We start from the raw sequence: 22,437 nt of genomic DNA on the forward strand, positions 1-22,437 counted from the left end.
GTCCTTTTGGCTATCTATCGTTATTGAGTTTCTGACTGGCTGTCGATCATCGGCAGATCAAGGCCTTGTTCTTTGGCACAGTTGACGGCGATGTCATAACCGGCATCGGCATGGCGCATCACACCGGTTGCCGGGTCATTACGCAGAACGCGACCGACACGTTCTGCCGCATCATCACTACCGTCACAGACAATAACCATTCCTGAATGCTGTGAGAAGCCCATGCCAACACCACCCCCGTGGTGTAGTGATACCCAAGTTGCACCGGATGCGGTATTGAGCATGGCGTTAAGTAGCGGCCAGTCAGAGACAGCATCGGACCCGTCCATCATCCCTTCGGTTTCACGGTTCGGGCTGGCAACAGAGCCTGAATCTAGATGATCGCGGCCAATAACAATCGGTGCTTTCAGCTCACCGTTCTTGACCATTTCGTTGAATGCCTTTCCTAGGCGGGCACGGTCTTTTAGGCCCACCCAGCAGATACGAGCTGGTAATCCCTGAAACTGAATACGCTCGCGAGCCATATCCAGCCAGTTATGCAGGTGAGGGTTGTCAGGGATCAGTTCCTTCACCTTCTGGTCGGTCTTATAGATATCTTCAGGATCGCCGGAGAGTGCTGCCCAGCGGAATGGACCAACCCCCTCACAGAATAAAGGGCGTATATATGCCGGTACAAAGCCGGGGAAATCAAAGGCGTTCTCGACACCCTCCTCAAACGCCATCTGACGGATGTTATTGCCGTAGTCGACGGTTGCCGATCCGGCTTTTTGTAGAGCCAGCATCGCCTGTACCTGAATGGCCATAGACTGTTTCGCGGCCTTCACGACTGCGGCTTCGTCTTTGGTACGCATTTCGGCCGTATATTCCATGCTCCAGCCTTTAGGCAGGTAGCCGTTAAGTGGGTCATGGGCAGAGGTTTGGTCGGTAGTCGCATCCGGTGTGATGCCGCGCGCTACCAGTTCCGGATATACATCTGCAGCGTTGCCTAATAACCCGACAGAGACAGGCTTGCCGGTTTGTTTTGACTCTTCAATAATAGCCAGAGCTTCATCTAGGCTGGTTGTCTTGCAATCAACATAGCCTGTGCGAAGGCGGTAGTCGATTCGTGATTCATCACATTCGACGGCAATCATCGAGAAACCAGCCATCGTTGCAGCAAGTGGCTGAGCACCCCCCATTCCGCCAAGGCCACCGGTAAGGATCCAGCGTCCTTTGGCTTGGCCATCAAAGTGTTGGCGAGCCATAGCGACAAATGTTTCGTAAGTACCCTGAACGATGCCTTGTGAGCCGATGTAGATCCAGCTACCAGCGGTCATTTGACCGTACATCATCAGGCCTTCTTTATCGAGCTGGTTAAAGTGCTCCCAGTTGGCCCAGTGAGGTACCAGGTTCGAGTTGGCTATTAGGACTCGCGGCGCATTACTATGGGTTTTGAATACCCCAACAGGTTTACCGGATTGAACCAGTAATGTTTCATCGTCTTCCAGGCGTTTCAATACTTCAACAATCTTGTCATAACACTCCCAGTTACGGGCTGCGCGACCAATACCACCATACACCACCAGTGAGTGAGGGTGTTCGGCAACATCCGGGTGTAGGTTATTCATCAGCATCCTTAGCGGTGCTTCAGTTAGCCATGACTTGGCGTTTAGCTGTGTCCCGGTAGGGGCAATAATTGTTCTTGTTTCATCTAAACGTGGGTTTTTATGTTGAGACGTTGATTGCGTCATTTGGCTCTCCTTGCTGTGCCTATTTGGATTAACGAATGGAACGGGCGATTGTCCAGGCTAACCTTGCGGCTAACCGTGCAGTTTGGTTATCGATATCAAAGCGTGGGTTATACTCCGCCATATCGGCGACCAAGATTTTTGATTCACCTTCTTGGTTTTTGGCTGCCAAAATAGGTTGGAGTAGGTGCTCGACAATATCGTAAGGGACGCCACGTGCAGCTGGTGCACTGACACCGGGTGCGATGGCGGCGGGAAAGACATCAAGATCAATGGTGAGATAGAGATGATCACATTGATCGATAAAGGCCTGTAGCTCAGCGGTCACTTGTTCCATATTCTGATGCGTGAGCTCAGTGTCATCCTTGTAATACACTCCGAGACGATCGGCTTTCGCGTACAGTGCTTGGGTATTGCTGGTACGGCTCAAGCCAAGACAGGCATATTTGAATGGCCAGTTCTGTAACTCGCAAAAACGTGCGGTCTGGTGAAAGGGCGTGCCTGAACTGCCTTTTTCCGATTGCTGGCCGGCTGGTGGATTGCGCAGGTCAAAATGGGCATCGAAGTTAATGATCCCAATCTTAGGTGCAGGTTGGTCCGCTTGTTCAGTCACAGATTCATCATCAGGATTAGCGACATGCTGCTTCTGTACCAGATAGCTTCCGATACCTTGGAAGGTTCCCCACGCAACCTCGTGACCACCGCCAAAAACAATGAGTTTGTGGCGCTGGCGCAACGCCCGGCTGACATCTTCACCTAAACGATGCTGCGCAAGCTCAAGGTTTCCGTCATTGCAACTGATATCCCCACCATCATAAACCGGCTCTGTATGGTGCCAGGCCAAATTGGCCAGCGCCTTACGAATAGCAACAGGTGCTGCATAGGCGCCTGTGCGGCCTTTGTTGCGGGCCACCCCTTCGTCACAGGCAAAACCCAGTAGCATAATACCGCCTTCATTGGCTTGATCGGCTGGCTTCACTTGCTGATGCCAGCGAAGGCCTAGCTCACCGTCTTCAGGATCGGTTCGTCCTTGCCACGGACTCATATCAATAGGCATTGGCTGTCTCCTGGTGTGCAGGGAATAGGTGACCATCGACAACCCGTGCGACAAGGTCAGGTACACCGAGGCAATATGACAGTTCAGCGGGGTTCTCGATGTTCCAAATAGCAAGATCGGCATCCATCCCGATTTGAATTTGGCCTCGGGTTTCTTGCAATCCCAGTGCCTGAGCTGCATGGGTAGTGACACCACGCAAGCATTCCTCAGGTGTTAGCCTGAAAAGCGTGCAGCCCATGTTCATCATGGTTCGAAGTGATGCAATTGGTGAGGTACCCGGGTTGAAATCGGTGGCGATTGCGATCGGAACATCCAGTTGCCGTAGCTGATCGATAGGGGGCTGCTGAGATTCACGCAGGAAGTAGAAAGCCCCGGGCAGCAGTGTCGCGACTGTGTTACATGCAGCCAATGCCGCAACACCTTCGTTGTCGAGGTATTCTATATGGTCGACGGAAGTTGCACCCATCCGTGCTGCCAGAGCACTGCCACCAAGATTAGAAAGCTGTTCAGTGTGTCCTTTGATTGTCAGGCCGTGTTGTTTGGCTGCTGTGAACACGCGCTGGCATTGTTCTGGGCTAAAACCAATTCCTTCACAGAAAACATCAACGGCATCTGCGAGTTTTTCGTCGGCTGCTGCAGGAATGATTTGCTCACAAACCAAGTCAATGTATTCATCACCTCTGCCTGCGAACTCTGGTGGCAGGGCATGGGCTGCCAGGAGGGTGGTAGTTATCTTGATATCATTTAACTCGCCAAGTCGCCGGGCGACTCGAAGCATCTTTAGTTCATCAGACAGAGTCAAGCCATACCCGGATTTGATTTCGACAGTGGTGACACCATCCTGCTTAAGTCCTAGTAGGCGTTGCTGAGCCAGTTCATACAGTTCATGTTCCGAAGCTTCACGAGTAGCACGTACTGTTGCAAGAATGCCGCCTCCGGCTTTGGCTATCTCTTCGTATGGTACGCCATTAAGGCGCTGTTCGAATTCTTTGGCGCGGTTGCCTGCGAATATGAGGTGGGTATGGCAATCAATTAAACCAGGGGTGACTAATGCTCCATGGCAGTCGACGACGTCCGGATGACCATGAAGGTCTTCATGACTAGCGTTGCCGGCAAATATGATCTTACCGCCCTCAATGCCAATCATCCCGTCCTCAATGACCTGATAACCAGCCTCAGGCTGCATGGTAACCATTTTCAGATTCGTCAGTACTCGATCCATGGAAGTCCTTCTCTGAATGTTGATTATGTATATACAAATAAATAGACAATTATCAGGCGAAACTCAAGGTGGTATGTAAAGAAAATGTGATCGGAATTGTAATTATTAACTGGCGGAGGTTAAAAACTTGGTGCTTGATCGGGGAGCGGAGGGGATTGGAATCTAGATCCTAGTTCTTAGAGGAAAAGCGGTCCTTGGAAGAACCGATTTTAGAGAAGAGCAAGAGCGTGACATTTCTCATAGGCTTTTGAAATTTCTTTGCAGGGCCTAGGTTATCGCTCCTAAACCCGACTTCTCGAACTCAACTTATATTTATCACCCGGATGATAGAGCAGGGCTGAACTGACAAGGTTTTTCTCGCTCCAGGTACGGCGGTTAAGCAGCAGACACGGGGAGCCAGTTCTCATTTTTAACAGGTCGGAGATACGCTTTGCCGGCAGGATCGCTTCTACCGTGTGCTCGATATCACTGAGTGGGCAGGTCTGTACCAAATATTCGTTTGGTGTTTGCTGGGTGAAGTCCTGTTCGATGTAATCGGGGGCAAAATCAGGATTTACCCACCGCTCTTCAAGCTGAATAGGCGTATCGTTCTCGTAATGCACTATTTGGGTGAAGTAGACATTGGTGCCATGGCGCACGCCAAGCTGCAGAGCGATATCGTCATTCGCTTTAACTGTACTCTGGCTAATTACCTGTGTGGCGTAGGCATGTCCGCGGTTTTTAACTTCTGCGGCAATATTACGGATCTCCATCAGCGGAGACTCCGCTTTTTTCTGACACACAAATGTTCCAAGGCGAGGAGTGCGCTCAAGGAGCCCATCTTTGACAAGGTCGCGGATGGCTTTATTCGCTGTCATGCGGCTAACGGAAAACTGTTCAGAGAGTTCAATTTCGGTCGGGATCCTAAAGCCGGGCGGCCAGGTACGAGATTGAATTTTATCGTTTAGGTATTGCTTAATCTGAAGGTAGCGCGGTGACTGAGCCATTGACGTCATTCCATAATTGCCTATACAAATGAAAGCAACTTTTGGGCTCGATTTCAAGTTATTGAATCTTTAAAGTCGATATGACTACGCCATGGCGGCAATATCAATAAGATGACTGTTGCTATATAGTCTCTTTATTTATCAAAGTTGAGTGAAATGATGGTTAATAAACCTGTTCCTACCGAGATGAGTTTCTTTGAGCGTTTCGAGCATGACATTGTTACTGGTATGAAAACGATCACGATTCGTGACGAGGCCGAAAGTCACTATGTTCCTGGCAGTCGTGTTAATGTCGTAACCTTCGAGGAGGGGCGTCAATTCTGTAAGCTTGATATCAAGAGTGTCGAGCCTATTTTGCTTAATGAACTTAGTGAGTTTCACGCCGAGCAGGAAAATATGACGTTGCCTCAGCTGAGAGAGGTGATTGAAGAAATTTATCCCGGCCTGCAGCAGCTGTTTGTCGTGAGCTTTACGCTGGTAAAAAATTAATTTGTCAGCGCCTTTGCATTCAGTGAGGGGCGTTTGCTATATTTGCACATCGTTTTTGTATTGGTATGCCGCTCAGTATTGCGGTAGCGATATAATAACTGCATTTTTTCATAAAAGTTTCTCTAAGCTTTTTTAATTCAACATGTGCTACTTGGTATGTGGCACCACTGTGAAAGGACATATTCATGCCTGTAATTACTCTTCCTGACGGCAGTCAGCGTCAATTCGACGAAGCTGTATCAACTATGGATGTTGCACTATCAATTGGTCCGGGTCTTGCGAAAGCATGTATCGCTGGTCGTGTTGACGGTGAGCGTGTTGATGCTTGTGATTTGATTGAAAATGACGCTAGCCTAGAAATCATCACAGCAAAAGACGAAGACGGTCTGGAAATCATCCGTCACTCTTGTGCCCACCTTCTAGGTCATGCCATCAAGCAGCTATACCCTGATGTTAAAATGGCAATCGGTCCAACGATTGACAACGGTTTCTACTACGACATCGATCTTGAGCAATCACTAACCCAAGAAGATTTGGAAGTGATTGAAAAGCGCATGGTTCAACTGGCTAAGACCAAGTACCAGGTTATCAAGAAGAAAGTTAGCTGGCAGGAAGCACGTGATGCGTTTGAATCACGTGGCGAAACCTACAAAATGGAGATCCTTGACGAGAATGTTTCTCGCGATGATCGTCCGGGTCTGTACCACCACGAAGAATACATCGACATGTGTCGTGGTCCACACGTTCCGAACATGAGCTTCTGTCAGCACTTTAAACTGCTGAACGTTGCGGGTGCGTACTGGCGTGGTAACAGCGACAACAAGATGCTTCAGCGTATCTACGGTACTGCTTTTACAGATAAGAAAGCGCTTAAAGCACACCTAACGCGTCTTGAAGAAGCGGCGAAGCGTGACCACCGTAAACTTGGCAAGCAACTTGATCTGTACCACATGCAGCAAGAAGCACCAGGTATGGTGTTCTGGCACCATAATGGCTGGACTATTTTCCGTGAGCTAGAAGTGTTCGTTCGCGACAAGCTAAACGAATACGGCTACCAGGAAGTAAAAGGCCCGCTAATGATGGACCGCGTTCTTTGGGAACGCTCTGGTCACTGGGATAAATATGCTGAGAACATGTTCACGACTTCTTCAGAGAACCGTGAGTATGCTGTTAAGCCGATGAACTGTCCTGGTCACGTTCAGATCTTCAACCAAGGCTTGAAGTCTTACCGTGATCTACCACTGCGTATGGCGGAGTTTGGTTGTTGTCACCGTAATGAACCATCAGGTGCACTGCATGGCCTAATGCGTGTACGTGGCTTTACTCAGGATGATGCCCATATCTTCTGTACAGAAGGCCAGGTGCAAGAAGAGGTTACATCTTGCATTAAAATGGTTTATGATACTTATCAGACATTTGGCTTCAACGAGATTGTCGTTAAGCTATCTACTCGCCCAGAAAAACGTGTGGGTTCTGATGAAATGTGGGATAAGGCAGAATCTGACCTTAAGCTTGCACTAGAGTCAATGAGCATTCCATACGAGATTCAAGAGGGTGAGGGCGCATTCTACGGTCCTAAGATCGAGTTTACGCTACATGACTGCCTAGATCGTGCTTGGCAGTGTGGTACTGTTCAGCTAGACTTTGCTCTACCTGAGCGTTTGGGTGCAACATACGTAGGTGAAGACAACGAACGTCATACACCGGTTATGATTCACCGTGCTATTCTTGGTTCACTAGAGCGATTTATCGGTATTCTTATTGAAGAATACGCAGGCTTCTTCCCAACATGGTTGGCGCCTCAGCAAGCTGTAGTGATGAATATTACTGACAGTCAGTCAGAATATGTACAAGAAGTAGTAGAAAAACTGCAAAAAAGTGGATTTAGAGTCAATGCGGACTTGAGAAATGAGAAGATTGGCTTTAAAATCCGCGAACATACTTTGAAGCGAGTGCCTTACATGCTTGTCTGCGGCGACAAAGAAGTTGAAGCAGGTGAGATTGCAGTTCGTACTCGCAAGGGTAAAGATTTGGGTAAATTTAAGATTGACGAACTTGTTGCTTATTTGCAGCAGGAAGTTAGCAGTCGCAAGCTCAATGTTGTGGAGGAATAAGGTATTAAAGGCGGAAGAAGAACTCAAGCACCAGTTAAACAAAATGCGCATCGTCTAAACGGCGAAATCCGCGGTGTTAACGAAGTGCGTTTAACGGGGATTGATGGCGAATCAATCGGTGTTGTTTCTATCGAAGAAGCAATGCGTGCTGCTAATGAAGCTGGCGTGGATTTAGTTGAAATCAGCCCGAATGCCGAGCCACCAGTTTGTCGTGTGATGGACTATGGCAAGTACCTGTTCGAAAAGAGCAAGGCTGCTAAAGAGCAAAAGAAAAAGCAGAAACAAATCCAGATCAAGGAAGTTAAATTCCGACCTGGTACAGACGAAGGCGATTATCAGGTAAAACTGCGCAACCTGACTCGCTTTTTAGAAGAGGGCAACAAGGGTAAAGTCACACTACGTTTCCGTGGTCGTGAAATGGCCCATCAGAATCTTGGTATTGAACTTCTAAATCGTATTAAGAAAGAGCTTGAAGACCTAGCGGTCTGCGAGAGCTTCCCGAACCGAGTTGAAGGTCGCCAAATGACGATGATGCTTGCTCCAAAGAAGAAGTAATTACGGCATTCAAGTAGCTAAAAGCGCTGCTTAGGCAGCGCTTTTTGTTCGCCTGATTACTATGTTTATTAACTATCAACAATGCGGAGTCTCATCATGCCAAAGATGAAATCCAACAAAGGTGCTGCTAAGCGTTTCAAGAAAACTGCTGGTGGCTTTAAGTTTAAGCACGCGACTAAGCGTCACATCCTTACTAAACGTACTACTAAGAACAAGCGTCAGCTTCGTCCAAATGCGATTCTTCCAGCATGTGAAGTAGCAGCAGTTGCACGTATGCTTCCGTTCGCTTAATAGTTTTTAGTTTTATATTTTAATTTAGTTAGGAGTCTCCTATGCCTCGCGTAAAACGTGGTGTACAAGCACGTGCACGTCACAAGAAAGTTCTTAAACAAGCTAAAGGTTACTACGGTGCACGTTCACGTGTTTACCGCGTAGCTTTCCAAGCAGTTACCAAAGCTGGTCAATACGCTTACCGTGACCGTCGCAACAAGAAACGTACTTTCCGTCAACTTTGGATTGCACGTATCAATGCTGCAGCACGCCAGAATGGCATGTCTTACAGCCGTCTAATCAACGGTCTTAAGAAAGCATCTATCGAAATCGATCGTAAGATCCTTGCTGATATCGCAGTATTCGACAAAGCTACTTTCACAGTACTAGTTGAAAAAGCGAAAGCTGCACTGTAATTTCAGTCCAGTTTGATGGAAAAGGAGAGCTTCGGCTCTCCTTTTTTTTATTGTGGTTTGCAAGGGACACCCTAGAGCCTATTATATTGCTTGAGCAATAACTGATTCCTCAATACTGAGAGCTCAAGAGTTACTTGAAGTGAGCTGCTGAAGGCTCCAGTCCCCCTCTTCTTTGCCAGACTGGCTAATAACGCCTGTGCCTTATCAATCGCCTCTCTAATACGTTTATCTTGCCGGTGCACACGAGAGATTCTTGCGTCAAGCTGAGTCTGCGCCAGTTTTACCTTCCAGTTATGTTTTATGAGGTTGATAAACTCGCCGCTTTCATTTTCCGTCTGCTGGGTACCATGAGCTGATATTGCTGCATTGCTATGCTGCGTAACCGGCAGTTTGTTTATCATCGTATTAATATTCTGTTCGATACTGTCATGTAAGGAGCAGAGTGCCTGTTGTTTATGGGCGAACGCCACTTTTTGGCCTTCTAGGATCGCCTGGGTCGCTTGCAACAGCTTGAGCTGTTTTGCCAGAAGTAGAAGGGTTTGATGAGCAAAACCTGCGTTATTCACGTTACTGATCTTCAAGTTCAGTTAATAACTGAGCAGTCTTTGCTTCTTCTAGCTTTTGCAAAAGCTTTTTGGACTCGGCTTCATCACGAACGGCCTTGCTTAGTGTGATTGTTGCACTGACCAAGAATAAGCTGCAGATACTGTAGTAGCCTTTAACGAGGAGATCTCCGGGCAGCATGACGATGCTGATGATCATTGCTGCGATGGCAATAACGAAAGTGAATTTGGCGTAATTGAGCCAGTATTTATCTTGCGAACCCATAGAGACCTCTCTGTCAGAATAATCAATCGAACGTTGTTTTATTAATTTAGAGTACAACTCTATATTCTGCAATGTAAAAGGACAAAATAGCTGAAGTGATGTCAGAGTTGCGGTGGGGGAGGCTTTAGCTGCGTGTGAGAGACATGTCAATTGCAGAGAAAAAAGATGCTAACTGATCGGTTATCGTGAACAAGGCCTCGTGTTAATCAGAGGGCGCAACGGAAGCGCCCCGATAAAAGTGCTTAATGACTAGCGGCAGTGATGGGGGGGAGTTTGGCTTGATACACTCGGCTTTGCAGGGCAAGGGTAAGTCCGATCGTTATAAGGTATAGCAGGCTATAGAGCAGTAATGGTGATTTTAACAGGCTTTCGATAACCGGAAGTTCCGGGTTGTAAGCGTGATATAGGCTGGTTAGTGCTCCTGTATATGCCATCATAATCCAGAATACCGAAGTACTCATTACGACTATCAGGTGTTGTTTGAGTATGTCTATGATGCCAGTTTTTATTTGCTTGAGAATATGCAATACCAAGACATAACTTGTGATTGCACAGACAATGGCTACCATAATAGCCATAGGCGATTCCACATCAAACAGTGTGGTTTGCTCAGAGGACTGCATGGTGAAAAATAACAGCCAGAAGGCATTTAATATCATTGCTGACTCTCGATATGTACTGATGATATTGCTAGCGATAAAGGTGCGGTAGACTTTTCGTACTGTGAGATATAAACCAATATTTAGTAAAAACATACAAGGTACGAGTAGGCTTTGAAGCCAGAGATTGCTGGCTTGCTGTGACATCATCTCCGGAACCCGATAATAACCTATCATCCAAAAAATGGTTCCCTGCATCATTTGAACCACACCGTGGTTAAGATAGAGTTCCCCGCTATGAATGCCGAGTCGGCTAAATACACTTGGTCTGTCGGTATTTGGCCAGCGGATTGCCAGGCAGATCAGTGACAAAGTAAGTGGGATAGTAGTGATGTAATAATCCGCAATTTTTGACCCGTGCGACTGGATCAACGTTATTCCTTCCCATGCTGATAAAGCCATAAAGATCAGGCAGGCGATAAGCAGAGGTTGCCATTTCAACTTTGTAATTAACTCAAGCCATTTGGGTTGGGCTAGCTGGTAACCAAGCGAAACATAGAATAGAGCAAAAAAGAGAGGATCTCGTGATTGGTTGAAGAACTCGTTAGCGCTGTCGAATAAACCGAGCGGAATGAGTGTTTGGTAGCCTTGCCCCGTCAAGCCCACGAGGTGAAGTATGCAAGCTAATACAAAAAGCGCTTTAGTCTGATTAGTACGAAAAGCGAGATACTGCGTTCCGATAGCTATAGCCAAGGCGACCAAGAACCAAAGGATTTCTACACCCCAAGTACCAAAATATAACAGGTTTAACAGGTCGAAAGGGCGCCAAGAATTACGACCAACACCGAAGGCTACTAAGTAGATCATTGTCCAAGTGACATACATAAGCACAAGTTGTCCGAGATACTTTTTTGTATACGGCCAACCGCCCTGTTGGACTTTGTGATAGTAAAGAAAACCGGCTATAACAAAAAATACCGGCACAGCGAAACGTGCCACGATGTTAAAGCTGAGATAGTACGAGTTATGTTCTATACCACCGAAATAATAGAAAATACCGTAGTGAATAACGAATACGGCAAAAATTGACAGAAGTTTTAGGCTGTCAAAGGTGTAAATCCTTTTCATGCTTTCTCCTTATATACATCCCGAAACAAGGGAAAATTGGTTTTAGTAAAGTTAAATAGTTCGCTTTAATTAAGCTTGGATAAAACGGACATATTGATGAAGTTTCTGGGTGTTACGCCCGTGAATTTTTTAAACTGTCGAATAAGGTGAGATTCATCGCAGTAATCATGTGATTGATAAAGGGCATTTAGGCCTTGATGATCAATGAGTTGAATGCAGGATTGGAGCCGCACCACATCAGAGTATTGCTTCGGGGTCATCCCCAGGTTGTGAAGGAATAGTCGACGTAAATGGCGACTGCTAACACCCTGTTCTGCTGCCCATTTCTCGCTTAGAGAAAGCTGACCGTGGGACTGATGAATCGATTGGATTGCGCAATGAAGTGGGGCCTGGCCTTGCGAGTAATCGATAATTTGTTGTTCTAGCTGCTTAAGCAGCCATAGCTCGACAAGCTGTATTTTGGAATGGAAATCCGGCTCATTGCGGAGTGTTATTTCCAGTTGGGTTAAGGACGGTATTGATAAATCGGCCCAAGAGAGAATTTGTTCCGTATGTTCAACTTGGACAGGAATAAAGACTTGGCGCATCGCGGGCCTAAAACTAATCCCGAAGAGTCGTGCTGGCCCAAAGAGTTGCCGCTTAAGTGGGAATAGCGATGGCAGGCAAAGTTGGCCCAAAGAGTAGTTTGGCGCACTTAAACTTATCAGGTGTTGGCAGGTGTCGGGGAGGGCTACATAGTTAAATTGTCCTTCAGGAATAATAACTTCCCAGTAGTAAGTTATATAACTATTTAGCGCAGGAGCTGGCTGAGCGCGTCGGTGGATCCCTTCGCCGCAATGTAACGGTTGGTAAAACGGAGATTTTCTTCCGGTAGGATGGTTCATATCGCCTATAGTTATGAATGATTTTCTCATAAGCATTTAAGCGCGTATAAATTGATTCGTCTTTAGTAAAAAGTCAGTTTCAATCGGTTTCATTCGATATTTCGTTTTGACTCGAGAAATGGATGCTTTGACATGCTAAGTGCGATTGGCCTGATTGCTGCCCAGGCTCAGGTGCCAATCTGTCGAGTTCTCTCAGAATACGCAGATACTTACGCTATTTTTTCTAACTCCAGTTAAAGACGGTTTTTTTTCGTTCAATTCCCCTTTTTTAGTGCGATTCGATTTGGATTTACACGTATGTTTCTTTAGTATGTATCGTTACGCGAATTTATATCTCCCTTATGGACGCCACCTGTGGGTGGATGAGGAAATGATGCAACATCTAGACGAGATTATTGCCAACGCAACGGCAGCTATTGAGCAGGCTGATTCATTAGTCGCTCTGGACGAAGTCCGAGTTCAGTACCTAGGTAAAAAGGGCCACTTAACCCTTCAACTACAGCAACTAGGTAAATTACCACCAGAAGAGCGTCGCACTGCGGGTCAAGAGATCAACAAAGCGAAGCAAGCTGTACAAGCGCTATTAGTAGAGCGTAAAGACGCTCTACAACGTGCAGAGCTGGAAGCTAAGCTAGCAGCTGAAACGATTGATGTTTCTCTTCCTGGTCGCCGTATCGAGAACGGTGGTTTACACCCTGTTACTCGTACGATCGAACGTATTGAAAGTTTCTTTGGTGAGCTTGGTTTTACAACCGAAGCTGGCCCAGAAATCGAAGATGCTTTCCACAACTTCGATGCATTGAATATTGCTGAAGATCACCCAGCACGTACGGATCACGATACTTTCTTCTTTAACCCGGATTTGATGCTGCGTACGCACACATCTGGTGTTCAGATCCGCACAATGGAAGAGAGTCAGCCACCGCTGCGCTTTATCGCACCTGGCCGTGTTTACCGTAACGATTACGACCAAACACACACGCCAATGTTCCACCAAGTGGAAGGTATGCTAGTTGACGAGAATGTTAACTTTGCACAGCTAAAAGGCATTCTTCACGACTTCCTGTGTAATTTCTTTGAAGAAGAAGTGGAAGTGCGTTTCCGTCCATCTTACTTCCCATTCACTGAACCGTCTGCAGAAGTAGATGTTAAAGGCAAGAATGGTAAATGGTTGGAAGTACTAGGTTGCGGTATGGTTCACCCGAACGTACTACGCAGCGTAGGTATTGATCCTGAGAAATACTCTGGTTTTGCATTTGGTATGGGCGTCGAGCGTCTGACTATGCTTCGTTATGGCGTAAACGACCTACGTGCGTTCTTCGAGAACGATCTTCGTTTCCTAAACCAGTTCAAGTAATCCAGAGGATTAATCACAATGAAATTCAGCGAATCATGGCTTCGTGAGTGGGTTAACCCTGCGGTTACTACTGACGAACTAACTCATCAAATTACAATGGCTGGCCTAGAGGTAGATGATGTACTGCCTGTGGCGGGTTCATTTACTGGCGTTAAAGTCGGTCAAGTTGTTGAATGTGGTCAGCACCCAGATGCAGACAAACTACGCGTAACCAAAGTGGATGTTGGTGAAGAAGAACTTCTAGACATCGTTTGCGGTGCGCCAAACTGCCGTCAAGGTCTGAAGGTTGCAGTCGCGACTGTCGGTGCAGTGCTACCAGGCGATTTCAAAATCAAGAAAGCTAAACTACGTGGTCAGCCATCTCACGGCATGCTGTGTTCTTTCACAGAGCTAGGTATTGACGTTGAGTCAGACGGCATCATGGAACTAGCTGAAGACGCTGTACTTGGTACTGATTTCCGCGAATTCCTAGGTCTTGACGACGTAACAGTAGACGTAGATCTAACAGCGAACCGTGCTGACTGTTTCAGCATTCGTGGTCTTGCTCGTGAAGTTGGTGTCCTAAACCGTGCTGACGTTACCGAGCCAACCGTTGAGGCGGTTGCGGCTTCAATTGAAGATACTGTATCTATCGAAGTTAAAGCGTCAGAAGCTTGTCCTCGTTACCTTGGTCGTGTTGTTCGCAATGTAAACGTTAAGGCTGAAACTCCACTATGGATGCAAGAGAAGCTGCGTCGTTGTGGTATCCGCTCTATCGATCCTGTTGTAGACATCACTAACTACGTTCTACTTGAGCAAGGCCAGCCAATGCACGCATTCGATCTTTCTAAGATCGGCGGCGGTATCGTTGTTCGTATGGCGGAGCAGGGCGAGAAGCTTACTCTTCTGGACGGTACGGAAGTTGAACTAAACGCAGATACGCTAGTTGTTGCTGACCACAATAAACCGCTGGCGATCGCTGGTATCTTCGGTGGCGAGCTGTCTGGTGTTATGGCTGGTACAACAGATATCATGCTGGAATGTGCTTTTTTTGCACCTGACCATATTCGTGGACGTGCGCGTAGCTATGGCTTGCACACAGATTCTTCAATGCGTTTCGAGCGTGGCGTGGACTATGCGCTGCAGGCAAGTGCAATGGAGCGTGCAACTCAGCTGATCGTTGAAATTTGTGGTGGTGAAGTTGCGCCGGTTGTGACTGTAGAGTCAGAAGCGGATCTGCCTAAGCCGAACAACGTTGAACTGCGTCGTACTAAATTAGACAACCTGCTTGGTCACCATATCGCAGATGCAGATGTTGTTGAAATTCTTGAGCGTCTAGGCCTGACTGTTGAAAAAACAGCAGAGGGTTGGACTGCAGCTGCGCCAACATGGCGCTTTGATATTGCAATCGAGCAAGACCTGATTGAAGAAGTTGGCCGTATCTACGGTTATAACAACATTCCAAACCAGTCGCCTGCTGCTGCACTGAAGATGAACGATCATAAAGAAGCGAACCTGCCGCTTAAGCGCGTACGTGATCTTCTGGTTGACCGTGGTTACCACGAAGCAATTACTTACAGCTTCGTAGAGCCAGAGCAGCAAAAACTGATCGTTCCAGGTGTTGAGCCGTTAATTCTGCCGTTCCCAATTTCTGCAGATATGTCAGCAATGCGTCTTGGCCTAATCCAAGGTCTATTGAATACGGTTGTTCACAACCAGAAACGTCAGCAACCACGCGTTCGTCTGTTCGAATACGGTCTACGCTTCATTCCTTGCGAAACTGCAGAAAACGGTATGCGCCAAGAGCCAATGCTTGCAGGTGTTATCGCGGGCGCGCGCAGCGAAGAACATTGGGATATCGACACCAACACGGTTGATTTCTTTGACCTGAAGGGTGACCTAGAAGCGGTACTAGAACTGACTGCAAACGAAGTTGCATTTGGTTTCAAACCAGCGAAGCACCCGGCACTTCACCCTGGTCAGACAGCAGCGATTGTTGTTGATGGCAAAGAAGTTGGCTTTATTGGTACCGTTCACCCTGAGCTAGAGCGTAAGTTCGGTCTAAATGGTCGTACTATCGTATTCGAAATCGAGTGGGATGCGATTAATACTCGCGTATTGCCAGAAGCTGCAGCGGTTTCTAAGTTCCCTGCTAACCGTCGTGATATCGCGGTTGTGGTAAATGATGATGTTGCCGCTGGTGATGTTGTGGAAGTCTGCCGTGAAAATGGTGGCGAGCTACTAACTGGTGTTAACCTATTCGACGTTTACCGCGGTAAAGGTATCGAAGATGGCCAGAAGAGTCTAGCGATTGCTCTGACTCTTCAATCAGCGGAGCGTACTCTTGAAGACGCAGATATCTCTGGTGCAGTAGAGAGTATCATTGCTGTTCTTACAGAGCGCTTCGGTGCAACTCTGCGTGACTAATAGATTCACTGCAGGACTCGAATAGGCAATTTTTTGCTATTTAAGTCATTGTTTTATGAAAGCAGCCAGTAATGGCTGCTTTTTTTTGATCTATATCTAAAATTATCTAACATTCTGATAGCTAGCGATATTTACTGCTTCTTTGTATCAACGTAGAGGCTTATTCTGTATATCCATGATTTGTCAGGGTTTATTATTGTGTTTTTAGTCAATCAAGCACAACAAGATGCATTTAAAAAGTCGTTGCCAGCGACTATAAATCAATAATTTGTCGATAAGTTCACTTAAAAAAGTTGGCGGAAATCAGCAAGTTGGCTTAAACTTGTCTCTAGTTGAGGTTGGGCTGTTGTCATGCTACCTAGAATGCATATTGATGCGATTGCATGTTGCTCACATCTGACACGAATTTTTTAGCAGTGGATATATCTTGCTTATGTATCCACTATCCATTCAACATAGTCTTGAGGGAGTTATCTATGGCGCTCACAAAAGCCGATTTGGCTGAGAACCTGTTTGAGAATGTTGGATTAAGCAAACGGGACGCCAAGGATACGGTGGAAGTCTTCTTTGAAGAAATTAGAAAGGCGCTTGAAAGTGGCGAGCAGGTGAAGCTATCAGGTTTTGGTAACTTTGATCTGCGCGACAAAAATGAGCGACCAGGAAGAAACCCTAAAACAGGTGAAGATATTCCAATTTCTGCCCGCCGTGTTGTTACTTTCCGTCCAGGTCAAAAACTTAAAGCTCGCGTAGAAAGTATCGAAATCGAAAAGTAACAGTTTTAAGTCTGAAAAAAGAACCCAAGTGAGATGTGTAGACTCACTTGGGTTTTGTTTTTTTACAAGCAGGTAAAAGGTTCTAGGATGATTAGAACCCAGAACTTGACCTTTCCGCTGTAATAAATAATTCCTCGCACCTCGCACCTCGCACCTCGCACCTCGCACCTCGCACCTCGCACCTCGCACCTTATGTCTTTGTTGTTTTTTGCGATCTTCTTCTGAAACAATATGGTTACAAATATGTAGCTAGCTTGTATATTGGTTTGTGGTGGGTTCCACGCATTGAATTTGATTCCTAATGATTAAATAGCTATGTGCCGTGCTTAATTCACCCGTTTAATCGCAATGACACGGAGGTTATAAATGGCGTTACTGCAACAGGTGAAAGATGGGGAGTTTCTTAAAGCGACTTGTGATTTGTCTTCACCGTGTGAATTAGGTGAGTGGAAGGTATCTACCGGAGTGCATTGTCAGCTCATAATGCGTGGTGTGCTTCAGATAACACCGGCAGAGCTGGGCGGTAATGAAAAAGATATAATTCTTTCATCAGGGGTACATGGTGATGAAACCAGCCCGATCGAACTGATACAAAACTTGGCTCAAAAGATTTTGAAAGGTGAGTTGGTTCCGGTACATCGCCTATTGCTAATTATTGCCCATCCTGAAGCGATCAATGCCCATACCCGGTTTATTGACGAGAACATGAATCGGCTGTTTAACGGGCACAATGAAGAACGCAATGTGGATTGTATTGTCGCAAACCAACTGCAAGCTGCGGTAAATAGCTTCTATGCGGGCTCTACGGCGATTAATAAAGATCGTTGGCATCTTGACCTTCATTGTGCCATTCGTGGCTCAGCGCATTATACCTTTGCAGTTAGCCCATTTAGTGAGAAGCCAACCCGTAGTAATCGACTATTTGCCTTCCTGCAACGTGCAGAAATTGAAGCTGTTCTATTATCACGTACGGCTTCGCCGACTTTCAGTTGGTATAGTGCCGAGAACTTTGGTGCGCAAGCCCTGACGATGGAACTCGGGAAAGTTGCCCCATTTGGTAAGAATGATTTGTCTTTGCTGGAATCATTTAATACTGCCATGTTGGCATTAGTTATTGAGCCGGAACTGGCTCTGGAATGGCATGGTGATAAATTGAACGTCTATAAAGTGACGAGAACCTTAACCAAGCAGACTGAGGCGTTTCAGTTTACGTTTCCGGATAACCAGGCCAACTTTACTTTTTTTGAGCAGGGTAAACTGTTAGGCAGTGATGAAGGCGTCGAGTATTTTTCTTTGGAAGGCGGTGAAGCCGTTGTTTTCCCGAATCCTAATGTTGCTATTGGGCAGCGGGCTTGCCTGTTGGTGAGAAAAACAGCGGTTAATTTTGCCGAACAGGTAACGGTAAAACCCTAATTGGGTTTGAATTGTCGAAAAGAGAGCGATTTGCTAATTGGCTATCGTATTCTTTGTCGTGCCTCCTTTTCATTCATTGAATGAGAAGGTATTGTAAACGCTCTCTTTTTACCGTATTCGACCCATGCATTTAAACGATCTTATTTTACGCCAGCAGGCAAGGTGGAAGTTTAGTTTTATCCTGATTTCTGGTGCCGTGTTGGTATCTTGTTTCTTCTCTCTCGCGGTGGGCGAACTCTTTATCTGGCCATGGGCGCCCGATAGTGCGTTGGAGCAACAGTTGCTGTTGCAATTGCGTATGCCCCGTTTACTGGCAGCTCTTGCGATAGGTGCTTCACTGGCAACTTCCGGTGCTGTTCTACAGGTACTGCTTGGTAATCCACTTGCCGAACCCGGCGTATTGGGGATATCTGGCGGGGCAAGTCTCGCTTTAGTTATACTCTTATTTGTTTTGCCTTTTGTCCCTAGTCCGATGATAACCATGCTTGCAGCGATGTTCGGTGCCTTGGCATTTACTTTGATCCTCGTTGGCCTATCTCGACGGCGCAAAGTCTCAACAGCACGCTTACTATTGATAGGCGTCGCACTGGGCATTTTGTCCGGTGCTGTTGTTACCTGGGCATTTTATTTTAGTGATGATCTGAATTTGCGCCAATTGATGTATTGGCTGATGGGCAGTGTAGGCGGCGTGAGTTGGAGTCAGTTGTCCCTTTTGCTAGTCGTGATGCCGGTACTGGCATGGTTGTGTACCCAAGGTAAGAAACTGGATTTACTGATGTTGGGCGAGGGGCAGGCCAAACAGCTGGGGCTTGATGTTGCAGCTTTTCGTTGGCGTTTGATTCTGATTGTTTCCCTGTTGGTTGGAGCTTCGGTGGCGCTCGGTGGCGTTATTGGCTTTATTGGCTTGGTGATCCCTCACTTATTGCGCCTGGCGCTTGGCACGGAGAATCGGTTTTTGCTCCCGTTGTCGGCAATGTGTGGCGCACTGCTGCTTGCCATTGCAGATACCCTGTCTAGGGTTATCTTACCTTCGGCAGAGCTGCCGGTTGGGGTGGTGATCACCAGTATTGGTGCCCCTATCTTTATCTGGATGCTATTGCGTTCACAAATAGACTAAACGGTAGTGAAATAGACTAGCAATGAACCATGTAATTAAAGAAAGCACCATGATATTCGATGTTAAGAACCTAGCGATGTCTCCCCGTTTATTGCCTGTTTCTTTTACTGTGGAAGCAGGCGAGATCGTGCATCTTATCGGCCCAAACGGCAGCGGTAAAAGTACGGCAATATCGATGTTATCAGGATTGTTTGCCGGCGATGGGGATGTGCAGTTTCTCGGCAAATCGATAGACGATTATGATCTCCACTTCTTAGCAAGATTACGTTGCTATTTGGCTCAGCAGGATCGTCCGGCGTTTGCTGTTGGGGTTTATCATTACCTGTCTTTGGCACTATCGGCTCTTGGAGAGCTGGATGCAGATAGGGTGCAAGCAGCGTTAGATGAAGTTTGTCAGGCATTGAATATTGCCGATAAGCTAACAAGAAGTATCCAGCAGCTTTCAGGCGGGGAGTGGCAACGCGTTCGTCTTGCGGCAGCCTGCTTGCAGGTATGGCCATCATTGAACCCTGATGCAAAACTTCTTTTGCTTGATGAGCCGGCGGCAGCACTGGATATTGGCCAAGAGGCGGCGATGTATAAGCTGATCCGAATGATGGCGGAGAAGGGGATTAGTGTTGTGATGGCAAACCACGATTTAAACCGTAGCCTCAGAGAGGCGGATAAAGTCCTGCTGCTAAATAACGGCTCTTGCGTGGCAAAAGGAAAGCCCGAAGAAGTAATGACAGTTGAGCGACTAGAGCAGATATTTGTCACCCGAGTACAACGTATCGAGCATGGTGGAAAATCCTGCTTACTATTTACTGATTAAGCTCTTTGATTGAAGCGTAAATAGCCTTTTAGGCCTGTTCAGAAGGACGGCAAGTTACGGCCGTCTCGACTTTAACGACGGGTGTTACCAATATTGCAGATTCTCACGACATTACTTGAGCGGGCATCGGACCACGCTAACAGGCGCTGGTAGTATTTTTTTTGCAAAAATAAATACAGGCTAAAGCAGATAAACGCCAAGGCAACGAGGCTGCCGCTTTCTTTCACATTAGACGGTGTAAAGCTGAGCAGAAGGCCAATTCCGGTACCCAAACCACACAATAGTTGCAGCATCGGGTAGGTGAGGAAGAAAAAAGACTTAAGGTTGAAGAGCAAAGAATACAATCCGTGTTTGAGTATTCTTAGGGCATGGTCCAGAGCCATGACTATAAATCGCATATTCTTTACCAAGACTAATGAACATATTAACTAAGGTATTAAAGCTTAAAACAACTTTAATCCTTATTTTTGCTTATTGTGTACTGCATGCAATAGACCAGATCTCTGGCCTATTGCATATTACAGATCCAGTTTAGCCTAACAGTGCAGGGATACCCGGTAATTGACCTACAAGGGCCAGTGCTCCGACACAAACAACTACTGCTGTCGCTGGAATAATCAGCTTATCTGTTCTTGACAGAGATTCAGCTCGCTCCTTATTTCCGATTAAACCAAGGTTGTCTAACAACATAGTGAGTGCCCAACCAAATACAGGATTGACTAAGGCGCAGGCAAACATACAGATACCAGCGCTTTGCGAATTACGTGAACATTTCACCATCTGCATACCGGCTTCTAGTAGAGGCAGGAATACACCAACAAGCAGGGCAACGCGCAGAACAGGTTCCCACATAGCTAGATCCATCGGGAAGCCAAGAACAGCTGCCAAAACACATAGCAGGCCTGTTAGTAGTGCACCACCTGGAATTGGACGTTTGGCAATCGCAGCCGGGATCATGTAAGTACCCCAAGACGATGCCAGGTTACCACCACCCAGGCCAGCACCGATCATCTGACGAATAGAACATACTGCCATTGTATCGTCGACGTTCATTAGCGCGCCTTTGGCACTTTTCGGGTAATTTAATTCCTGGAATACGCGGTGGCCAAGAAAATCTGGCGACCACATTGCAACAGCTAGAATAGCAAAAGGAATAACTGCAACATAATGTTCTAGTTGAGGCCAACCAAGTTGCCAACCGGTATTTTCTCCCCACCAGAAGAATGGGCTCATATTTGGTAAGCCAGGCTCAGTGACAAACTCAAAAGGTACACCCATTATATATGCAACTACACCTGCAATTAATGAGCAAAGTGGAATGGCGAGCCAACGTTTTTCTACTTTTGCAAGGTAGGCATAAATAACAATTGTCGTCAGAATAACAATAAATGAAACGGCATCCAGGCCAGAACTTACTGACCAGGATTCGAATTTATTTAATTGTCCGATAAGTCCAACGGCACCAAGATATATTAAGAGTCCGCCACGAACACCTTCGCCAGTTAAATTAACCAGTCGCGAACCACCTTTGGTTGCACTTAATATTAAGCCAAATACACCCACCATAATACCTAATGCGAGAGGGTGTCCCCCGGCTGCTGCTATTAACGGAATTAGCGGGATCATTGGCCCATGCGTACCCGCTAAATTGGATAATGGGTTTAAAATGGCAGAAAAGAAAACAACAAAAATAAGTCCTGCAATTAGCAGTTCAAAACGTACGTTTTCAGCCACAAATTCTTGTGACAGGCCAAATTGTGCTGCAAATGCGGCGACCATGGCGGTAACCATTACAACTTTACCTATGGTTGCAGCAATTGCCGGTACCCAGTCTTCAATCTCGATACCAAAGTCGCGGAAGGGCAAATGCACCCGCCAGCGCTTAAGATCCATAATAGAGAGCTCATGCTCTAAATAAGCGGCCCTTGATTCAAACTCACTGGCTTTTTTACGGCGCTGTTTGTAGGTCCCTTGATCTACACTCATGTCAACTCCAAGAATTAATAATTCATATGCACTGCGGTGCTAATAATAGATATATTACTAAAGAGGTATTTCATAAGTCTGAAATATTTACACATACATTGAAATATATTTGGGGGTGTAATTTGATCTATATCTCATTATTCATGCAAACATATAAACAAGATGCACATAAAGATATTTTATATTACAGCCTGATTATTTTGTAATTTGTTAAGTTTTTAATTTGTATTATATTTTATCTAGTTATTTGTTTTATATATTCAAACTTTTATTGGCAACCAAATAGTAATTGATTGACA

General features: G+C 46.3%; 21 protein-coding genes. 11 read left to right on the forward strand and 10 right to left on the reverse strand.

What is annotated here, in order from left to right; translation table 11 throughout:
- Positions 1-20 precede the first annotated feature (20 nt).
- The 4 genes from hutU to hutC all read right to left on the reverse strand — a co-directional run bounded on the left by hutU (position 21) and on the right by hutC (position 4,992).
- A complete protein-coding gene (hutU, locus tag MD588_RS13345) occupies positions 21-1,730 on the reverse strand; it encodes a urocanate hydratase (RefSeq protein WP_265697829.1) in 1,710 nt (569 codons plus the stop codon).
- 28 nt (positions 1,731-1,758) lie between these two features.
- Positions 1,759-2,784 (reverse strand): formimidoylglutamase, encoded by a 1,026-nt coding sequence (gene hutG / locus MD588_RS13350; protein WP_265697830.1) that lies wholly within the window; start codon positions 2,782-2,784, stop codon positions 1,759-1,761.
- The gene (gene hutI, locus MD588_RS13355) at positions 2,774-4,006 is read right to left on the reverse strand and encodes an imidazolonepropionase (RefSeq protein ID WP_265697832.1); all 1,233 of its coding nucleotides are present in this window, start codon (positions 4,004-4,006) and stop codon (positions 2,774-2,776) included. Before hutI ends, hutG begins: the two co-directional genes overlap by 11 nt.
- 281 nt (positions 4,007-4,287) lie before the next feature.
- Positions 4,288-4,992: a histidine utilization repressor gene (gene hutC, locus MD588_RS13360; RefSeq protein ID WP_265697834.1), complete on the reverse strand. Its 705-nt coding sequence runs from the start codon at positions 4,990-4,992 to the stop codon at positions 4,288-4,290.
- Positions 4,993-5,151: 159 nt separating this feature from the next.
- Here hutC and yqfB point away from each other — a divergent pair, with 159 nt between their 5' ends.
- The 5 genes from yqfB to rplT all read left to right on the forward strand — a co-directional run bounded on the left by yqfB (position 5,152) and on the right by rplT (position 8,836).
- Complete coding sequence (yqfB, locus tag MD588_RS13365; RefSeq protein WP_265697908.1) at positions 5,152-5,481, forward strand: N(4)-acetylcytidine aminohydrolase; 330 nt, start codon at positions 5,152-5,154, stop codon at positions 5,479-5,481.
- A gap of 185 nt (positions 5,482-5,666) precedes the next feature.
- Positions 5,667-7,595, forward strand: coding sequence for a threonine--tRNA ligase (gene thrS / locus MD588_RS13370; protein WP_265697835.1), 1,929 nt, complete (start codon positions 5,667-5,669; stop codon positions 7,593-7,595).
- Between the two features lie 3 nt (positions 7,596-7,598).
- Positions 7,599-8,150, forward strand: coding sequence for a translation initiation factor IF-3 (gene infC / locus MD588_RS13375; RefSeq protein ID WP_265697910.1), 552 nt, complete (start codon positions 7,599-7,601; stop codon positions 8,148-8,150).
- A 96-nt stretch (positions 8,151-8,246) separates the two neighbouring features.
- Positions 8,247-8,441: a 50S ribosomal protein L35 gene (rpmI, locus tag MD588_RS13380; protein WP_007469870.1), complete on the forward strand. Its 195-nt coding sequence runs from the start codon at positions 8,247-8,249 to the stop codon at positions 8,439-8,441.
- A 41-nt stretch (positions 8,442-8,482) separates the two neighbouring features.
- On the forward strand, positions 8,483-8,836 hold the full coding sequence (gene rplT / locus MD588_RS13385; RefSeq protein ID WP_048897216.1) for a 50S ribosomal protein L20: 354 nt from the start codon (positions 8,483-8,485) through the stop codon (positions 8,834-8,836).
- Between the two features lie 71 nt (positions 8,837-8,907).
- On the opposite strand, the gene MD588_RS13390 is transcribed toward rplT, so the two are convergent.
- From MD588_RS13390 to MD588_RS13405, 4 genes are all read right to left on the reverse strand, one after another.
- Entirely contained in the window at positions 8,908-9,402 is a 495-nt protein-coding gene (locus MD588_RS13390) for a hypothetical protein (RefSeq protein ID WP_265697836.1), read from the reverse strand.
- 1 nt (position 9,403) lies between these two features.
- A complete protein-coding gene (locus MD588_RS13395; RefSeq protein ID WP_265697837.1) occupies positions 9,404-9,664 on the reverse strand; it encodes a YiaA/YiaB family inner membrane protein in 261 nt (86 codons plus the stop codon).
- A 242-nt stretch (positions 9,665-9,906) separates the two neighbouring features.
- Positions 9,907-11,391 carry an acyltransferase family protein gene (locus MD588_RS13400; RefSeq protein WP_265697838.1) on the reverse strand — a complete coding sequence of 495 codons (1,485 nt, stop codon included), beginning with the start codon at positions 11,389-11,391 and terminating at the stop codon, positions 9,907-9,909.
- 65 nt (positions 11,392-11,456) lie between these two features.
- Entirely contained in the window at positions 11,457-12,275 is an 819-nt protein-coding gene (locus MD588_RS13405) for a helix-turn-helix domain-containing protein (protein ID WP_265697839.1), read from the reverse strand.
- Between the two features lie 373 nt (positions 12,276-12,648).
- On the opposite strand from MD588_RS13405, the gene pheS reads away from it, so the two are divergent.
- The 6 genes from pheS (at position 12,649) to btuD (ending at position 20,152) form a co-directional block, all read left to right on the forward strand.
- A complete protein-coding gene (gene pheS, locus MD588_RS13410) occupies positions 12,649-13,632 on the forward strand; it encodes a phenylalanine--tRNA ligase subunit alpha (protein ID WP_265697911.1) in 984 nt (327 codons plus the stop codon).
- An 18-nt stretch (positions 13,633-13,650) separates the two neighbouring features.
- Positions 13,651-16,038, forward strand: a complete 2,388-nt coding sequence (gene pheT, locus MD588_RS13415; RefSeq protein WP_265697840.1) for a phenylalanine--tRNA ligase subunit beta — start codon at positions 13,651-13,653, stop codon at positions 16,036-16,038.
- Between the two features lie 476 nt (positions 16,039-16,514).
- Positions 16,515-16,811 carry an integration host factor subunit alpha gene (gene ihfA, locus MD588_RS13420; protein WP_075763434.1) on the forward strand — a complete coding sequence of 99 codons (297 nt, stop codon included), beginning with the start codon at positions 16,515-16,517 and terminating at the stop codon, positions 16,809-16,811.
- Positions 16,812-17,177: 366 nt separating this feature from the next.
- Complete coding sequence (locus tag MD588_RS13425; RefSeq protein WP_265697842.1) at positions 17,178-18,224, forward strand: succinylglutamate desuccinylase; 1,047 nt, start codon at positions 17,178-17,180, stop codon at positions 18,222-18,224.
- A 124-nt stretch (positions 18,225-18,348) separates the two neighbouring features.
- Positions 18,349-19,341: a vitamin B12 ABC transporter permease BtuC gene (gene btuC / locus MD588_RS13430; RefSeq protein ID WP_265697843.1), complete on the forward strand. Its 993-nt coding sequence runs from the start codon at positions 18,349-18,351 to the stop codon at positions 19,339-19,341.
- Positions 19,342-19,390: 49 nt separating this feature from the next.
- Positions 19,391-20,152, forward strand: coding sequence for a vitamin B12 ABC transporter ATP-binding protein BtuD (gene btuD, locus MD588_RS13435; RefSeq protein ID WP_265697912.1), 762 nt, complete (start codon positions 19,391-19,393; stop codon positions 20,150-20,152).
- Positions 20,153-20,223: 71 nt separating this feature from the next.
- On the opposite strand, the gene MD588_RS13440 is transcribed toward btuD, so the two are convergent.
- Both MD588_RS13440 and MD588_RS13445 read right to left on the reverse strand, forming a co-directional pair.
- On the reverse strand, positions 20,224-20,550 hold the full coding sequence (locus MD588_RS13440; protein WP_265697844.1) for a hypothetical protein: 327 nt from the start codon (positions 20,548-20,550) through the stop codon (positions 20,224-20,226).
- Positions 20,551-20,683: 133 nt separating this feature from the next.
- Positions 20,684-22,138, reverse strand: coding sequence for a DUF3360 family protein (locus MD588_RS13445; protein WP_265697845.1), 1,455 nt, complete (start codon positions 22,136-22,138; stop codon positions 20,684-20,686).
- Between the last annotated feature and the right edge of the window lie 299 nt (positions 22,139-22,437).

This window comes from Photobacterium obscurum (assembly GCF_026191635.1).
Classification (GTDB): Bacteria; Pseudomonadota; Gammaproteobacteria; order Enterobacterales; family Vibrionaceae; genus Photobacterium; species Photobacterium obscurum.

What these genes read in the sequence shown, in the direction of transcription:
- btuD (WP_265697912.1), top strand. Translation starts at nt 19,391, where the DNA reads ATGATATTCGATGTTAAGAACCTAGCGATGTCTCCCCGTTTATTGCCT.
- MD588_RS13445 (WP_265697845.1), bottom strand. Translation starts at nt 22,138, where the DNA reads ATGAGTGTAGATCAAGGGACCTACAAACAGCGCCGTAAAAAAGCCAGT.
- MD588_RS13425 (WP_265697842.1), top strand. Translation starts at nt 17,178, where the DNA reads ATGGCGTTACTGCAACAGGTGAAAGATGGGGAGTTTCTTAAAGCGACT.
- MD588_RS13405 (WP_265697839.1), bottom strand. Translation starts at nt 12,275, where the DNA reads ATGAACCATCCTACCGGAAGAAAATCTCCGTTTTACCAACCGTTACAT.
- MD588_RS13400 (WP_265697838.1), bottom strand. Translation starts at nt 11,391, where the DNA reads ATGAAAAGGATTTACACCTTTGACAGCCTAAAACTTCTGTCAATTTTT.
- hutG (WP_265697830.1), bottom strand. Translation starts at nt 2,784, where the DNA reads ATGCCTATTGATATGAGTCCGTGGCAAGGACGAACCGATCCTGAAGAC.
- hutU (WP_265697829.1), bottom strand. Translation starts at nt 1,730, where the DNA reads ATGACGCAATCAACGTCTCAACATAAAAACCCACGTTTAGATGAAACA.
- MD588_RS13440 (WP_265697844.1), bottom strand. Translation starts at nt 20,550, where the DNA reads ATGCGATTTATAGTCATGGCTCTGGACCATGCCCTAAGAATACTCAAA.
- btuC (WP_265697843.1), top strand. Translation starts at nt 18,349, where the DNA reads ATGCATTTAAACGATCTTATTTTACGCCAGCAGGCAAGGTGGAAGTTT.
- rplT (WP_048897216.1), top strand. Translation starts at nt 8,483, where the DNA reads ATGCCTCGCGTAAAACGTGGTGTACAAGCACGTGCACGTCACAAGAAA.
- ihfA (WP_075763434.1), top strand. Translation starts at nt 16,515, where the DNA reads ATGGCGCTCACAAAAGCCGATTTGGCTGAGAACCTGTTTGAGAATGTT.
- pheS (WP_265697911.1), top strand. Translation starts at nt 12,649, where the DNA reads ATGCAACATCTAGACGAGATTATTGCCAACGCAACGGCAGCTATTGAG.
- hutI (WP_265697832.1), bottom strand. Translation starts at nt 4,006, where the DNA reads ATGGATCGAGTACTGACGAATCTGAAAATGGTTACCATGCAGCCTGAG.
- MD588_RS13395 (WP_265697837.1), bottom strand. Translation starts at nt 9,664, where the DNA reads ATGGGTTCGCAAGATAAATACTGGCTCAATTACGCCAAATTCACTTTC.
- pheT (WP_265697840.1), top strand. Translation starts at nt 13,651, where the DNA reads ATGAAATTCAGCGAATCATGGCTTCGTGAGTGGGTTAACCCTGCGGTT.
- hutC (WP_265697834.1), bottom strand. Translation starts at nt 4,992, where the DNA reads ATGGCTCAGTCACCGCGCTACCTTCAGATTAAGCAATACCTAAACGAT.
- rpmI (WP_007469870.1), top strand. Translation starts at nt 8,247, where the DNA reads ATGCCAAAGATGAAATCCAACAAAGGTGCTGCTAAGCGTTTCAAGAAA.
- yqfB (WP_265697908.1), top strand. Translation starts at nt 5,152, where the DNA reads ATGGTTAATAAACCTGTTCCTACCGAGATGAGTTTCTTTGAGCGTTTC.
- thrS (WP_265697835.1), top strand. Translation starts at nt 5,667, where the DNA reads ATGCCTGTAATTACTCTTCCTGACGGCAGTCAGCGTCAATTCGACGAA.